12 protein-coding genes, 1 pseudogene and 1 riboswitch are annotated in these 14,036 nt (G+C 38.2%); of the genes and pseudogenes, 8 read left to right on the top strand and 5 right to left on the bottom strand.

Annotation, left to right across the window (positions count from 1 at the left end):
- Positions 1 to 46 precede the first annotated feature (46 nt).
- Both JNUCC23_RS20025 and JNUCC23_RS20020 read left to right on the top strand, forming a co-directional pair.
- A complete protein-coding gene (locus JNUCC23_RS20025; RefSeq protein WP_403075527.1) occupies positions 47 to 1,081 on the top strand; it encodes a siderophore ABC transporter substrate-binding protein in 1,035 nt (344 codons plus the stop codon).
- Positions 1,082 to 1,170: 89 nt separating this feature from the next.
- A complete protein-coding gene (locus JNUCC23_RS20020) occupies positions 1,171 to 1,503 on the top strand; it encodes an antibiotic biosynthesis monooxygenase family protein (protein WP_454213202.1) in 333 nt (110 codons plus the stop codon).
- Positions 1,504 to 1,547: 44 nt separating this feature from the next.
- Here JNUCC23_RS20020 and JNUCC23_RS20015 read toward each other — a convergent pair whose 3' ends face one another.
- Positions 1,548 to 1,862, bottom strand: coding sequence for a hypothetical protein (locus JNUCC23_RS20015; RefSeq protein WP_454216183.1), 315 nt, complete (start codon positions 1,860 to 1,862; stop codon positions 1,548 to 1,550).
- A 101-nt stretch (positions 1,863 to 1,963) separates the two neighbouring features.
- Between JNUCC23_RS20015 and JNUCC23_RS20010 the strand changes: the two are divergent.
- The 3 genes and pseudogenes from JNUCC23_RS20010 to JNUCC23_RS20000 all read left to right on the top strand — a co-directional run.
- Positions 1,964 to 2,178: pseudogene (locus tag JNUCC23_RS20010) on the top strand (ABC transporter substrate-binding protein); the annotation flags it as partial.
- Positions 2,179 to 3,108: 930 nt separating this feature from the next.
- The gene (locus JNUCC23_RS20005) at positions 3,109 to 5,088 is read left to right on the top strand and encodes an LTA synthase family protein (RefSeq protein ID WP_403075520.1); all 1,980 of its coding nucleotides are present in this window, start codon (positions 3,109 to 3,111) and stop codon (positions 5,086 to 5,088) included.
- 498 nt (positions 5,089 to 5,586) lie between these two features.
- A complete protein-coding gene (locus JNUCC23_RS20000) occupies positions 5,587 to 6,177 on the top strand; it encodes a YhcN/YlaJ family sporulation lipoprotein (RefSeq protein ID WP_454213199.1) in 591 nt (196 codons plus the stop codon).
- 160 nt (positions 6,178 to 6,337) lie between these two features.
- Here the strand turns inward: JNUCC23_RS20000 and JNUCC23_RS19995 are convergent, their stop codons facing one another.
- Positions 6,338 to 7,786 carry an amino acid permease gene (locus tag JNUCC23_RS19995; protein ID WP_403075514.1) on the bottom strand — a complete coding sequence of 483 codons (1,449 nt, stop codon included), beginning with the start codon at positions 7,784 to 7,786 and terminating at the stop codon, positions 6,338 to 6,340.
- A gap of 235 nt (positions 7,787 to 8,021) precedes the next feature.
- Positions 8,022 to 8,200: riboswitch (Lysine riboswitch) on the bottom strand.
- Positions 8,201 to 8,798: 598 nt separating this feature from the next.
- On the opposite strand from JNUCC23_RS19995, the gene JNUCC23_RS19990 reads away from it, so the two are divergent.
- Both JNUCC23_RS19990 and JNUCC23_RS19985 read left to right on the top strand, forming a co-directional pair.
- Positions 8,799 to 9,983 (top strand): FtsW/RodA/SpoVE family cell cycle protein, encoded by a 1,185-nt coding sequence (locus JNUCC23_RS19990; protein ID WP_062185819.1) that lies wholly within the window; start codon positions 8,799 to 8,801, stop codon positions 9,981 to 9,983.
- 119 nt (positions 9,984 to 10,102) lie between these two features.
- On the top strand, positions 10,103 to 10,357 hold the full coding sequence (locus JNUCC23_RS19985; protein WP_062185821.1) for a YusU family protein: 255 nt from the start codon (positions 10,103 to 10,105) through the stop codon (positions 10,355 to 10,357).
- 75 nt (positions 10,358 to 10,432) lie between these two features.
- Here JNUCC23_RS19985 and JNUCC23_RS19980 read toward each other — a convergent pair whose 3' ends face one another.
- From JNUCC23_RS19980 to JNUCC23_RS19970, 3 genes are all read right to left on the bottom strand, one after another.
- Entirely contained in the window at positions 10,433 to 10,711 is a 279-nt protein-coding gene (locus JNUCC23_RS19980) for a spore coat protein (RefSeq protein ID WP_062186043.1), read from the bottom strand.
- A gap of 81 nt (positions 10,712 to 10,792) precedes the next feature.
- Positions 10,793 to 11,071, bottom strand: coding sequence for a hypothetical protein (locus JNUCC23_RS19975; RefSeq protein ID WP_062185823.1), 279 nt, complete (start codon positions 11,069 to 11,071; stop codon positions 10,793 to 10,795).
- 208 nt (positions 11,072 to 11,279) lie between these two features.
- The gene (locus JNUCC23_RS19970) at positions 11,280 to 11,411 is read right to left on the bottom strand and encodes a YuzL family protein (RefSeq protein ID WP_082191192.1); all 132 of its coding nucleotides are present in this window, start codon (positions 11,409 to 11,411) and stop codon (positions 11,280 to 11,282) included.
- A 252-nt stretch (positions 11,412 to 11,663) separates the two neighbouring features.
- Between JNUCC23_RS19970 and JNUCC23_RS19965 the strand changes: the two genes are divergently transcribed.
- Complete coding sequence (locus tag JNUCC23_RS19965; RefSeq protein ID WP_454216155.1) at positions 11,664 to 14,006, top strand: 3-hydroxyacyl-CoA dehydrogenase NAD-binding domain-containing protein; 2,343 nt, start codon at positions 11,664 to 11,666, stop codon at positions 14,004 to 14,006.
- Positions 14,007 to 14,036: the final 30 nt, after the last annotated feature.

Raw genomic sequence — 14,036 nt, 5'->3', positions numbered from 1 at the left:
AATGATTATCAATATCATTATAAAGGGAACGGGAGAGAATAAAAAAATGAATAAATGGAAAATTTTAGCTGTAACAACTTTACTATCTTTAGTTTTAGCAGCATGTGGATCAAATGAAGAAGCGACAACAGATACACCTGAAACTAATACAGAAAAGACAACTGAAGGAACAGAAAAGGCTACTGAAACTTCTGCATTCCCAATGACAGTTGCATCTTTAACTGGTGAAAGAGAAGATAAAGAAGCAGGAACAAAAACGGTGTTTGAAGATGTTACTTTAGAAGAAATGCCAGAACGTATTGTTACTTTAGACTTTGGTTTCTTAGATAATCTTGACGCTTTAGGAGTGGAGGGCGTTGTTGGTCTTCCTAAATCAAATCTGCCAGCAGACTTAAAAGAAAAATATTCTTCTGACGAATATGCTGACTTAGGTACTTTAAAAGAAATCGATTTCGAATTAGTAGCATCACTTGAGCCAGATGTAATTTTCATTTCTGGTCGTCAAGCTCCAATGTATGAACAATTAAAAGAAATTACTCCAAACGTAATATTCGTTGGATCTGATAATGAAGATTATATTAAAGGTATTAAAGAAGGCGCAGAACTTGCAGGGCAAATTTTCGATAAAGAAGAAGAAGCTAAAGCTATAAATGCAGATTTAGATGCAAAAGTAGCCGAACTTCAAGAAAAAGCTGCAGGTTATGAAAATGCATTAGTAGCTATGTATAATGAGAAGAAAATCGCTGGTTTCGACAATGGTCCAGATTCTCGTTTCGCTTATGTATATAATGACTTTGGATTCAAACCAGTAACTGAAGATATTGAGTCAAGTGCACATGGTTCTGATTTCAGTTATGAGTCAATTTTATCAGCTAACCCAGAAGTGTTATTAATCATTGACCGTAATGCTAATGACGATGATGCACTTAAGACAGATATTGAAAACGACATTATTAAACAAACTCGTGCTTACAAAGAAGGCAAAATCGTTTACCTTTATGGAGGTAACTGGTACTTCGCAAGTGGTGGCGTACCAACTGAAATGGAGAAAATTCAAGAAATCTTAGACGAGTTAAAATAAGATTAACATAAATATTTGACTTCAAAAGAGCAGGCTGTCCAATAAATAGGACAGCCTTTACTATAATTAAGAATTAAGGGGGAAGACAGATGTTTGTTCAAATTCGTAAGTGGACAATTACTGAAGGAAATTCAGAAAAGATATTAGAACGTTTTAAAAAGAAACCCGGCCAAGGCCCATCATTAGTGGAACAAAGAGAAGGTTTTATTAGCCGTGAGTTACTTGTAAAAAATATACGTCGTGGGGAAGAAGAAGTAATTATGATTATCCGCTGGGAGTCTGAAGATGCTTGGAAAGCTTGGGAAAAGAGCCCGGAGCATATTGCTGGTCACAAAGAGAAGATTAAACAACATGGTGGTAAACCACCAAAACCAGACTATATTATTAATATGGAACACGGTAACTACACTGCAGTAGAATAAGTACCAGACGTTCTCTAGAAGTGTTTTAACTTTTTAGTAAGACTCTATAATCCGAACATATTCCCTAGACTTAAATGGTTTATATAAGCGTGATCAAAACAACGAGCAAGTAATTCTACCTTTTTCCTACGATTTCGGTCATATACAGAATCATCAACAATGATTTTGTATATGACCGTTCGTGTGTCCTCATTGTATGCAACGAAAGGTCTCCCATCGACAAACTCCACTTTATAGTCTTTTAAATCAAGAAGCTCTGTCTCAATATGTGGATGTTGGCCTGCTTTCGTTAGCACCTCATTTACAGAAATAGCTGTTTTTGCCCCGATTAATGCCCCTGATATACCTAATAATTTCATGATGAACCTCCATGCTAATCAGTATTATTGCGTTAGTTGGGGGCAAATGTTGGTCGAGAGAGTCTTTACCTTTTCGACAACACTGGGTATCATCATTCACTAACTTCGAATACATTGTCGAAAAAATCCTGATTATCTATTCGTAGGTGATAGAGCTGTTGCTAAAACAACGATAGAGAATGATTTAGTAAAAGGTACAAAAGCTTTCAAAGAAGGGAATATCATCTATTTAGACCCTGCATACTGGTACCTATCAGGCGATGGACTTGGATCCGTTCAGGAAATGGTGAATGAAATTGCTGAAGGTCTTAGATAATTCTAAAAAACAAACTAAGAATGTCTTAAAGGGATCGCCCCCGTAGCCTATAAAGGATAAAGCGTTAGTTTAACGCACCTAATTCTTTATAGTAGCTGCGGGGTCTGGTCCTTTGCACGTAAGACAAACTTCGTTTATTTTTTTGTTGTGAACAGGACTTTTTTTGATACAAAGAAAAGTGGACGAAGTTTTTAAGTGGAATCCTCAATTTGCCTGTCCGTATCAAGCGTAAACAGCACCATCCCCCACAAGAAACCAACTTCTAATCGAGATTTCCCATCCATCATATACTTGTCGGTTTAGCGCAGATTGTGCCGACTTCGACGTTTAGTACAGGAAACGGCCGATTTTAATCAAAGTTCCTAAATAAGTACTTGAGTTTTGTTTATCGTTTGTAATTTAGTGGAAAAAATAGTGGGGTTGTGATATAATAAAAGGATTCAACTCAAGAATACTGTTACATTTATCTTTCTGACAGATGCTAAGTTTATTTACTATTCATTCGGAACTTTGTAAAGGCAGTGTAAAAGCAACCGGAATTGCAGTGGAATAGGGATGGATTGAGACTGCATTTGTACTTGGGAAATATGGAAATGAAAAAAAGTGATATTTAATGGAAGTTCAAGTGAAAGTCCGTTATAGTAGTATTTGTGACGTTAGAAATAAGCATTAATTTGTTATCTTTTTTGGATCGTGTTCATATGATAATGAGTATTTAGCACCTTTCATTGTCTATACTGAATTGTTACAATTTCTTTACAATATAATGCGAATGGGAATAAAAGGATAATCACTCAACTAATCTTGACTTATTGAATGAAAGTGATACTATGTATTTTATGCTCGAAATGTCATTTACTTATCAAGATAAATAATCAGGATCTGTATCATCGATTAAGGCTCAGATTACTAGATTAATAGAGGTGAAACATGAATAATTTTCTTAAAAAGGGTCAAAGCATTTTACAAACTAAACTTCTTAGTTTCTTCATAATAGCAGTTACATTATTTTGGATTAAAACATATATTGGCTATCAGGTGGAATTTAATTTAGGGATTGATAACAAACTTCAATCGTTTCTACTGTTTGTTAACCCGATTAGTTCAGCCATTCTTTTCTTTGGAATCGCATTGTTGGCCAAGGGGAAAAAGACATATAAATGGGTGATTCGATTAAATTTCATTTTATCAGCCGTCTTATTCTCTAATATCGTTTATTACCGTTCTTTTACGGACTTCATTACTTTACCAACACTTACGCAAGCATCAAATTTTGGTGACTTAGGTCCAAGTGTATTAGCATTATTCAAACCTTATGATATTTTGTATTTCTTGGATACAATCATCTTGATCGCATTGTATTATTCTAAAGCAATCAAGCCAAGTGAAATTAAAATGAAACGCCGTACGGTTGCAATGGTCTTCCTTGCTGGACTTGCTATTTTCTCAGTAAACCTTGCTTTAGCGGAAAAAGACCGTCCGCAACTACTTACTAGAACATTTGACCGTAACTATATTGTTAAATATTTAGGCATGTACAATTACATGGTATATGACGCAGTACAAAATACGAGAACATATGCACAGCGTGCAACGGCAAACAGCACAGACATTGCTGAGATTGTCAATTTTACAAAAGCGATGTATGCTGAGCCAAACCCAGAATATTTCGGTGCGTCAAAAGGTAAGAATGTGATTTATCTTCATTTGGAATCGATGCAGAATTTCCTTATTGATTACAAGCTTAATGGAGAGGAAGTTACACCATTCCTAAATTCATTAGCGCATAGCACAGACTTTATGTATTTTGATAATTTCTTCCATCAGGTTGGTCAAGGTAAAACATCTGATGCAGAGTTTATGCTTGAAAATTCATTGTACGGTTTGCCACAAGGTTCAGCATTCACGACACATGATCAAAATACGTATCAAGCTGCACCAGCTATTTTAGGTCAAGAAGGGTATACGTCTGCTGTTTTTCATGGTAACTATAAGACTTTCTGGAACCGCGATAAAATTTATAAAGCACTTGGGTTTAATCGTTTTTACGATGCAAGCTATTACGATATGAATGTAGAAGATACAATGAGCTATGGCTTGATGGATAAGCCTTTCTTTCAAGAATCCATTCCGATGCTTGATAAATTGCCACAGCCATTTTATTCGAAGTTTATAACGGTGTCACACCATTTCCCGTATTCGATAAACCAAGACTTAACAACAATCGCACCTCATACAACGGGTGATAAGTCAGTTGATAATTACTTCCAAACGGCCAGATATGCGGATGAAGCACTTAAAGAGTTCTTTACCTATTTAAAGGAATCCGGCTTATATGATAATTCCGTAATCGTGATGTACGGTGACCATTATGGAATCTCAGAAAACCATATGAGAGCTATGTCTCAAGTACTTGGAACTGAAGTTGGGGAATTCGAAAACGCACAACTACAACGTGTGCCTTTACTGATTCATGCACCAGGTGTCAAGGGTGGAGTCAACCATACGTATGGCGGACAAATTGACTTAATGCCGACACTTATGCATTTACTGGGTGTAGACACGAAAGAGAATGTTCAATTTGGTACAGATTTATTGTCTAAAGATCATCACCAATTGATTCCATTCCGAAATGGAGATTTTATTACACCATCTGTAACTTCTCTCAAAGGAAAATACTATGATACGAATACAGGGGAATTAATCGAAGAAACGGAAGAGATTGCTGCGGATAAACAACTTGCGCAAAAACTACTTCAGTACTCCGATAAGGTTGTGAATGGAGATTTATTACGCTTCTATACACCTAAGGGATTCACGCCAATTAAACCTTCTGACTATAATTATAACAATGAAGAAGATAAAGAAACTCCGGTGGAACCATCTACTCAAGAAACATCTGGAGAATAAAGGAACAGGCAGGAAGAATACTCTTCTTGCCTGTTTTTTTGTGTGAAGGATTATGGTACAGGGCCTCGCGACTTACTAATATAGCCAATCTCTTAGCGGGTATACTCATTTTATCGAGAAAGCAGCCAAAATTTCGGCTCCGCATCGCCACCATTATGATTAGATGAGTGTAGCGTTTTTAATGAGGGATCCTTCAAAAGTAACTGGTGGAAATTTAACGCCATTTTAGGTTTTGTATGCAAATAAACGAAAATTTGGCACTGGCATGCAAATCATAAATCCCGCTCGAAAAGCGTTAGTTCTGGCGTGAAAATCCTCCATTCTGGCGCGTAAATTTGATTTCCGGATCGTCATTTGATTAAAAAGTAGGCCGGTGCAGATAACAGGACCAGTATTTTACATGGAAGGAATTGTTGCAGGAAATTTAGTTGGGTTCTTACATATTTCATCTTCTCTGGCGAACACTAAATTTGTAATAATGAAAAAGGAGTGATGGATATGAAGAACGCAATTATGGTGGGTGGAATAATAGCAACATTATTTGTTGGAGGATGTACAGCCAACAATACTAAACAGGGTAGTGAGAAAATGGGTGTGAATCATCCGACAGGTGTAAATCATCCGACAGGTGTAAATCATCCGACAGACGTAAATTATCCGACAGACGTAAATTATGACAGAGCCATGTTTCCGAATGAAGCCCAAAATGTACGAAATAATGTCAACTATAACACAAGGAATGTCACATATAATAATGATATTAGAGAGGGGAGCAACCTTTCTGCTGAAGTCGATAAGCTAAAAGAAGTGAAGCATTCTACAGTAATGGTGATGGGAAACAGTGCCTATGTTGCAGCCGACTTATCGGACAAAGGAAGCAATGAGTTAGCGAAGAATGTAGAGGAGAAAATTGCTGACAAAGTAAGGGCAGCTGATGCAACGATTGAAAACGTGTACGTGTCTTCAAGCCCTGACTTCATTGATCGTATGCAAGGCTATTCGACTGATGTGAGGAATGGTCATCCAATCGCAGGATTTGCTGATGAGTTCACTGAAACGGTGAAACGCGTTTTCCCGTCTGCACATTAATGATTGTAAGGAAGATGACATCATCCACCTGCTTATGAAGTGATGCAAGAATCTTGAATACCTTGACTTAATTAATTTGATAAGAAGCTGTCCCATACAAAAAAGGGTCAGACCTCACATCAATAGTGTGAAGTCTAACCCTTTTTGGATATCCTTGTTATTATTTAGTTTCAAAATCACAGTCTTTTAAAGGAATTAATTTTGTTTTGTTTTTAACTTTATAGACGAGCCAAACGATTAAGAAAAGAGGTAAACCAATATAAGAAACAAGTACTCCGTTCCAATCGACCCCGCCTCCCGTAAAGGCTTGGTAGTTTTGACCTAATATAATGAAAATACATAAAAATAGTGCTAATAATGGACCGAGTGGGAACCACTTTGCTCGATATGGAAGATCCTTTATGTCGTGTCCTTGTGCGATATAGGCTCTGCGGAAGCGGTAATGGCTGATGGCAATCCCGAGCCAAGTAACAAATCCAGCCATCCCTGACGCGTTTAACAACCAAATATAAACGGCACCATCGCCGAAGAAAGTCGTTAAGAAAGCTAGTGATCCAACTAAAGTAGTTGCGATTAAGGCATTAACTGGCACACCTCTTTTATCCAATTTTCCTAAGAATTTGGGTGCTTTACCATCGCGTGCTAAATCCCAAAGCATACGAGTAGAAGCATACATGCCTGAGTTACCTGCAGACAAGACAGATGTTAAAATAATGGCGTTCATGACGGATGCAGCGAAGGCAAATCCTGCGCGTTCAAAAACGAGTGTGAATGGACTTACAGAAACCGCATCACTTAATAATCGTTCATCTGTGTATGGAAGAATCATCCCGATGACAAAAATAGATAAAATGTAAAAAAGGAGGATTCGCCAAAAAACAGTGCTAATTGCTTTTGGAATATTTTTTTCTGGCTCTTCGCTTTCTCCAGCAGCTACGCCGAGTAATTCAGTCCCTTGAAAAGAGAAACCCGCTGCCATGAAAATTCCTAGGATGGCAAAGAATCCGCCATTAAAAGGTGCATCCTCGATTGTGAAGTTTGTAAAGCCAATAGACTCTCCGCCCATAATGCCAAAAATCATTAAAAATCCAGTAATAATAAAGATGATGACTGTTACAACTTTAATCAGTGCAAACCAAAATTCCGCTTCTCCAAATCCTTTAACAGACATATAGTTGAAGCCGAACATAATGACAAGTGCCAGTGCACTCCACATAACTGAAGGACTTTCTGGAAACCAAAATTTCATAATGAGTACAACCGCAGCAAGCTCCGCGGCAATCGTAATTGCCCAGTTATACCAATAGTTCCAGCCGATCGCAAAACCAAAAGCCGGATCAACAAAATTCGTGGCATACACTTTGAATGAACCAGCTACTGGCATGTAAGCTGCCATCTCGGCAAGACTGGTCATTAAGAAATAAACCATGATTCCAACAGCTGCATAGGCGAGCAGCGCTCCACCTGGACCAGCAGTATGAATAGCGCCACCACTTGCTAAAAATATCCCAGTTCCGATTGATCCTCCAAGAGAAATCATCATCAGATGGCGTGCTTTAAGAGTTCTCTTTAATTGAGTAGGGTTAGATGTTTGGGTTGAATTCGCCAATGATCGTGTACACTCCTTTTCTGTGGAAAAGGGGCGGGGCTTCGCAAAAATCCGCTCCGTACCGCCACCTTCATAAGGTGATACAATTTGAGTGCCTGAACCTTTTCATCGTTTTAGTTGGGATCAGATGCTCATGGATGTTTTTTTATGATGGAAGGTTAAATGGTATTTAAGGCAAATAAAAAAACAACAGTCGAAAAAGATCGACGGCTGTTTGATGAGTCCGTTAAATCCTTCCGAAGATAGCCCTCCACGTTACTAAACGTGACAGTGATGTTCCTGTTCGGAAACATCGCCAGCATGGATAGTCAATGATTTATCCAAACTTCGGCAATTTATCCTTTCAAACGGAGTCATCAATTTCATTGAATCTCGTCCGCTTTACTATTATAAGTTGCAGCCTCTATCCCATCGGTGAATGGGAATATTTAATTAAATATGATTGTAGTATAGTATATTTCAAATGGACAAGCAATGTTTAATTTTGAAAGGGAAGTAATAATTAGACAAGAATAGATGAAAAGACCCAATACATTGGAGCGAACAAAGAGAAAACTTGGACCATTATGTTTACAGTTTTTTTAGTTTAACCTCTTGTTCGAATTCGCACTTGTAACGACGATTTTTATTGTAAAGAAAAAGGCATTTGATTCTAGATTGGCTTGCGCGATAGGAATCCCGGTCGTTTTCTTTCACTATTTATTAATGGGCTATTACACAGCAGTGATGCTAGATGCTTCGATAGCAGGATGTATGGTCAGTGTTGCGGGTGTGATCTTTGGATGGGCTTTTCTATTTTCGCCAAGTCAGGGACTTGTAACTACTTACATGAAGAGAAGGCGACTTAGCGCAGAAAGATGATAAGTTGGGACTTCGTGGGGGAAAATCAATATACGATATAGTTGTGATTTTGTCTGTTTACAGTATAATGGATAGGTGTACGAAAGGGAGTATTTTCTCAAAAATATGCTATGGATCATAGTTCCCTTAATCCTTCTTATGGGAGAGTTATATGGAATCAAATAATAAAATTTCATCCAGAATTGATTATACCTTAGCTTTTATACTATTTCTTCTGTTTATTACGAGCTGTATTGCGATATACAGTGCGCAGACATCTGGGCAGTATGTAAATAACTTTTTAATTCAACAAGTATTTTGGTACGCGGTTGGTGTAGGTATTGTTGCAGCCATCATTACCTTTGATTCAGATCAATTAAAGAAAATAACTTGGTATGCGTATGGCTTTGGGCTTTTTCTACTTTTCTTGCTAGTGGTAGCTCCAGATACGTTAGCTCCTAACATAAATGGAGCCAAGAGTTGGTTTGTCATTCCCAAAGTGGGTTCGATACAACCATCAGAATTCATGAAGACGTTTTTGATCGTCGCTCTTGCCAATGTGGCGACTACTCATCATGAAAAAAATCCAATGAAGACGATTAAAACGGATTTCTGGCTGTTGTTGAAATTAGGTCTTGTAACGATGCCGCCAATTATGTTAGTTATGCTACAACCTGACTTAGGAACATCTCTTGTCTTAATTGCGATTTTAGTTGGAATCATTTTTGTTTCAGGTGTTTCATGGAAGATACTAACACCCATTTTTGCAGGTGGGGCAGCAGTCGCAGGAACGATATTTTATTTTGTTCTATGGCATCCTGATATTTTAGAAAAGTATCTAGGAGTTAAGCAATATCAATTTGGACGGATTTATTCTTGGTTAGATCCTTATAATTACGCCAGTTCAACAGGGTATCAATTAACGAAATCATTGCTGGCTATCGGATCAGGCCAAACGACAGGGAAAGCATTAGAAGGTGGAATCGGTGCTAGAGAGGTGTATTTGCCGGAAAGTCATTCGGATTTCATCTTTAGTGTAATTGGCGAAGAATTCGGTTTTCTTGGGTCCAGTATTGTCGTTAGTTTGTTTTTCTTGCTGATCTATCACATTACGAAATCTGGAATGGACACGAAGAATAACTTCTATACGTATATTTGTGTGGGTGTAATTAGTATGATTACATTCCATGTATTTCAAAATATTGGCATGACGATTGGCGTTTTGCCGATTACAGGTATTCCGCTTCCTTTCATTAGCTATGGTGGAAGCTCGCTGATGGGGAATATGATGGCGATGGGTTTAATTTTTAGTATTCGATATCATTATAAGAAATACATGTTTTCTACCAATAAATAAGAGAAACGCAAGCGTTAGACACCAACGAGGACTCGAAAAAACATAAAGTGAAACTTCCATCAGTGGGGGTATTGCAGCCTGTTAAACCAGGATAAAGTCACTTGCAAAGGAGTATTGATATGAACGATCAATTTACTGAGCAATTTGATGGTCTGATTGAGAAATATACGGAACTTCTTACTGGAGAAAGTGATCTTGAACTTCAGGAAAAAGTCCGGTACTGGGCACTTTATTCGTATATTGCCAAATCGATGCCTGCCCTTGCTAAGCATTGGAATTCAACTTATCCAGAGGCAAAACAAGAAATGGTTAAGCTGATTCAGGAAATAAAAAAACTGAACGACGACTATCGAGAACAAAAGGAGAAGGCTTAGCCTTCTCCTTTTGTTTGGTATAAATGTTATCCTACATTAACAGAAAGTAAGACCCCTATTAATTGACGTTTCACTTTATTGTATTCCAGCATCATAAGGGAATTGGTTTTTATAGCCACTGAATTGTTGGTAGGCTTGACCGACTTTTTGAGGGTCTTCTTTTTCAAGAGTATACCAGCCTTTTTCGAACATTAAGTAATAGAGCTCCCTTTGCGCTGTCTCTACTTCGGTATAGATGGATTGAATATCCTGATACAAAGTCTGATTGCTCAATTCATTCAATGCCACTCCATAAGAACTTTTTAAATATTTTTCTGTACTTAGTATATCATTAACGAAATCACGTTCATTCATTTGCGGTGTCTTTGGAATGGGAGCTTCAGGGTTTTGTACCTTATTTTGATTGGGCAATTTGCATATCTCCTTTCATCATGATTATTGGAGCTGTTGACTTTGTTTGGCTGGATCAAGATGTGTAAGGATGGTATTATAATGGCGCTGATGCATTAGGCCATATTTATTTAAGGCTTGCACGACTTGTTGATCTTGGCATTGAGCGGCGAAGAAATGAGCTTTCTTCATAGCAAGTAAATTCCAGGACAGCATATCTTTTAAATAAAGGCTATCTTTCGTTGAAACCATTTTGGGTGGCTGTTTCATAGTGCCAACAGGTACATTACTCTGTGGTTGGTTTCCTTGAACATTTTCTTGCATCATATCCACCTCCTTAAAATGATGTTTTTCTAAAGAATACTGTTGTTACAAGCGTTACATACCATGGAGAGTAACGAATTTACTCCGATTTAACGGTTAATCCCACAACCCTATTTTGCAAAAGAATCAAGAAAAAATAGGAAGGAAATAAACAGCCTGTAAAACGTAACTACCCTCAGTGGAGGATGAAACGGATGGACGTTTCACTTTATTTTTTAAATTGATTGTTTGTACTGTTCACTTTGTTTTGTCCATGTCCTTCAACACCAGGACCTGCGTTTCCTTTCACGCTCGCCGCACTTACTGCAGCTTTGGATGGATTATCTTTACGCTTGACCATTTGCGAATCACCTCCTACCTCGTTATTCTTTGTGGTTAGAGAAATAATATGTCACCATTTGTTGAATGAAAAAATGACGTTTTTAGCCATTAAAGATTGCGCAATTTTCTGAAATATTCTATATTTAAAGTAGGAGAGAGGTCGCTTATTTTTAATGAAAAAATGAATGAGTATTCATTCAAGACGTTTGAATAAGGGGGATTGAATTTGGTGCGACGAATCAGAAGGGCTGCTGTTCTGGGGTCAGGGGTTATGGGCTCAGGGATTGCCGCACACCTTGCTAACATAGGAATTCCAACTTATCTTTTAGATATCGTTCCCGCGGAGCTTACAGAGGATGAAAAGAAACAAGGATTGTCACTTAAAGATAAAGCGGTGAGAAATCGAATCAGCCAAACGTCTATTCAAAAGCTATTAAAACAAAAGCCCGCACCGCTTACTTCAAAAAGCAAACTTGCATTGATCGAAGCCGGTAACTTTGAAGATGACTTAGAAAAGCTTGCTGAAGTGGATTGGGTGATTGAAGTTGTTGTTGAAAACCTGCAAGTGAAAAAAGACATTTTCGCAAAAGTGGATCAATATAGAAAGCAAGGTAGTATCATTAGCTCCAATACATCAGGCATTTCGATCGAAGCTATGGCGGATGGGCGTTCGACGGACTTTCAAAAGCACTTTCTAGGCACTCATTTCTTTAACCCACCACGTTATTTAAAGCTACTTGAAATTATCCCAACAAAATTGACTGATCCAAAGGTACTCTTATTTATGAAACAATTTGGTGAAGATGTCCTCGGAAAAGGGGTTGTTGAAGCAAAAGATACCCCAAACTTCATTGCTAACCGAATTGGAACATATGGTTTACTTGTAACTGTACAAGAAATGTTAAAAGGCGGTTACAGTATCGGTGAAGTAGACTCCATCACAGGACCGATGATTGGCAGACCGAAAAGTGCAACGTTTCGTACACTTGATGTTGTGGGGTTAGACACATTTGCTCATGTAGCAAAAAATGTTTATGACCAGGTGGATGGTAAAGAGAAGGAAGTCTTTCGGATACCTGATTTTGTAACAAAAATAGTTGAAAGAGGGTGGCTGGGAAGCAAAAGTGGCCAGGGATTTTTCATGAAAAAAGGAAAAGAAATTCTTGAACTTAATCCGCAAACCCTGGAATACGGACCGAGAAAGAAACTAAAAACAGCCTCTACTGAAATGAGCAAACAGGCAAAAGGCTATTCAAATCAAATGAAGGCGCTCATTTATTCGGATGATCGTGCCGGACAGCTCTTGTGGAAGATATTAACCCCAGTACTTACTTACTCTGCTACACAACTTGGTGAAATTGCAGACGATATCGTGGCAATCGATCAAGCGATGAAGTGGGGATTCGGCTGGTCAAAAGGTCCGTTTGAAATATGGGATGCGATTGGACTAGAGAAGTCCGTTACACAATTAGAGCAAGAAGGCATTCATATACCAGAATGGGTAAAAGAAATGCTCAGAAACGGATTCACTCACTTTTACAAAGAAAATGAACAAGGTGAAACGCTGTACTTCCATCATGGTAAATATAAGCAACTCATCGAAAATCCTAAAGCAATCAATTTGAAAAAAGTGAAAAAGCAAAAAGGGGTCATCAAAAAGAACGCTGGCGCAAGCTTAATCGATATCGGTGATGGTGTAGCATTGCTAGAATTCACCTCACAAAACAATGCAATAGGACTTGATATCATTCAAATGATTAACTTTGCAATTGAGGAAGTAGCCACAAATTACAAAGGTCTTGTCATTGGGAACCAGGGGAAGAACTTCTGTGTCGGAGCGAATATCGCATTAATGCTAATGGAAGCCCAAGATGACAATATTTTCGAACTAGATATAGTCATCACTCAGTTCCAAAAAGCCATGTTGAAGATTAAATACAGCCCGAAACCAGTTGTTGCTGCACCATTTAATATGACTTTAGGTGGAGGGGCTGAAGTGTGTCTTCCGGCGGCCCGTATTCAGGCATCGTTGGAAACATACATGGGTCTTGTTGAAGTGGGAGTTGGTTTAATTCCAGGCGGTGGTGGAGCAAAGGAACTGTATTATAAGACGATAAAGAGTTTACCAAAAGGTGTGGAAGTTGATTTACAGAAAGTCGTAAATAAAGTATTTGAAATGGTGGCGACGGCAAAGGTTTCCTCTTCAGGAGAAGAAGCACATGAAAATAATTTCTTGAATGTTACAGATGGAATTAGTGTGAATCCAGATCACTTAATTTATGATGCGAAGCAAGCTGTTCTTGCATTACATGAGCAAGGCTATACGGCTCCGATAAAGACAAAAATTCCAGTAGTCGGCGAATCGGGATATGCAACCCTTCTACTAGGAGCTGAGTCGATGCGTCTAACAGGATATATCTCTGAACATGACATGGTCATAGCGAAAAAGCTTGCCTTTGTTCTTGCAGGCGGGATGGTGCCATTCGGTACAGAAGTGGATGAACAATACTTATTGAACTTAGAAAAAGAAGCATTCCTAAGCTTAATTTCTATGCCGAAATCTCAACAGAGAATGCAACATATGCTTCTTAAAGGAAAGCCGCTACGCAACTAATCTTGATAATCGTTCATATAGCATTACAGA

Source organism: Peribacillus sp. JNUCC 23 (assembly GCF_053653995.1).
This window is presented reverse-complemented; position numbering and strand designations above follow the sequence as displayed.

Bases quoted from the DNA above. Each gene is read 5' to 3' on its own strand.
- JNUCC23_RS20025 (WP_403075527.1), top strand. From the start codon at position 47: ATGAATAAATGGAAAATTTTAGCTGTAACAACTTTACTATCTTTAGTT.
- JNUCC23_RS20020 (WP_454213202.1), top strand. From the start codon at position 1,171: ATGTTTGTTCAAATTCGTAAGTGGACAATTACTGAAGGAAATTCAGAA.
- JNUCC23_RS20015 (WP_454216183.1), bottom strand. From the start codon at position 1,862: ATGAAATTATTAGGTATATCAGGGGCATTAATCGGGGCAAAAACAGCT.
- JNUCC23_RS20005 (WP_403075520.1), top strand. From the start codon at position 3,109: ATGAATAATTTTCTTAAAAAGGGTCAAAGCATTTTACAAACTAAACTT.
- JNUCC23_RS20000 (WP_454213199.1), top strand. From the start codon at position 5,587: ATGAAGAACGCAATTATGGTGGGTGGAATAATAGCAACATTATTTGTT.
- JNUCC23_RS19990 (WP_062185819.1), top strand. From the start codon at position 8,799: ATGGAATCAAATAATAAAATTTCATCCAGAATTGATTATACCTTAGCT.
- JNUCC23_RS19985 (WP_062185821.1), top strand. From the start codon at position 10,103: ATGAACGATCAATTTACTGAGCAATTTGATGGTCTGATTGAGAAATAT.
- JNUCC23_RS19980 (WP_062186043.1), bottom strand. From the start codon at position 10,711: ATGAATGAACGTGATTTCGTTAATGATATACTAAGTACAGAAAAATAT.
- JNUCC23_RS19975 (WP_062185823.1), bottom strand. From the start codon at position 11,071: ATGCAAGAAAATGTTCAAGGAAACCAACCACAGAGTAATGTACCTGTT.
- JNUCC23_RS19970 (WP_082191192.1), bottom strand. From the start codon at position 11,411: ATGGTCAAGCGTAAAGATAATCCATCCAAAGCTGCAGTAAGTGCGGCG.
- JNUCC23_RS19965 (WP_454216155.1), top strand. From the start codon at position 11,664: ATGGGCTCAGGGATTGCCGCACACCTTGCTAACATAGGAATTCCAACT.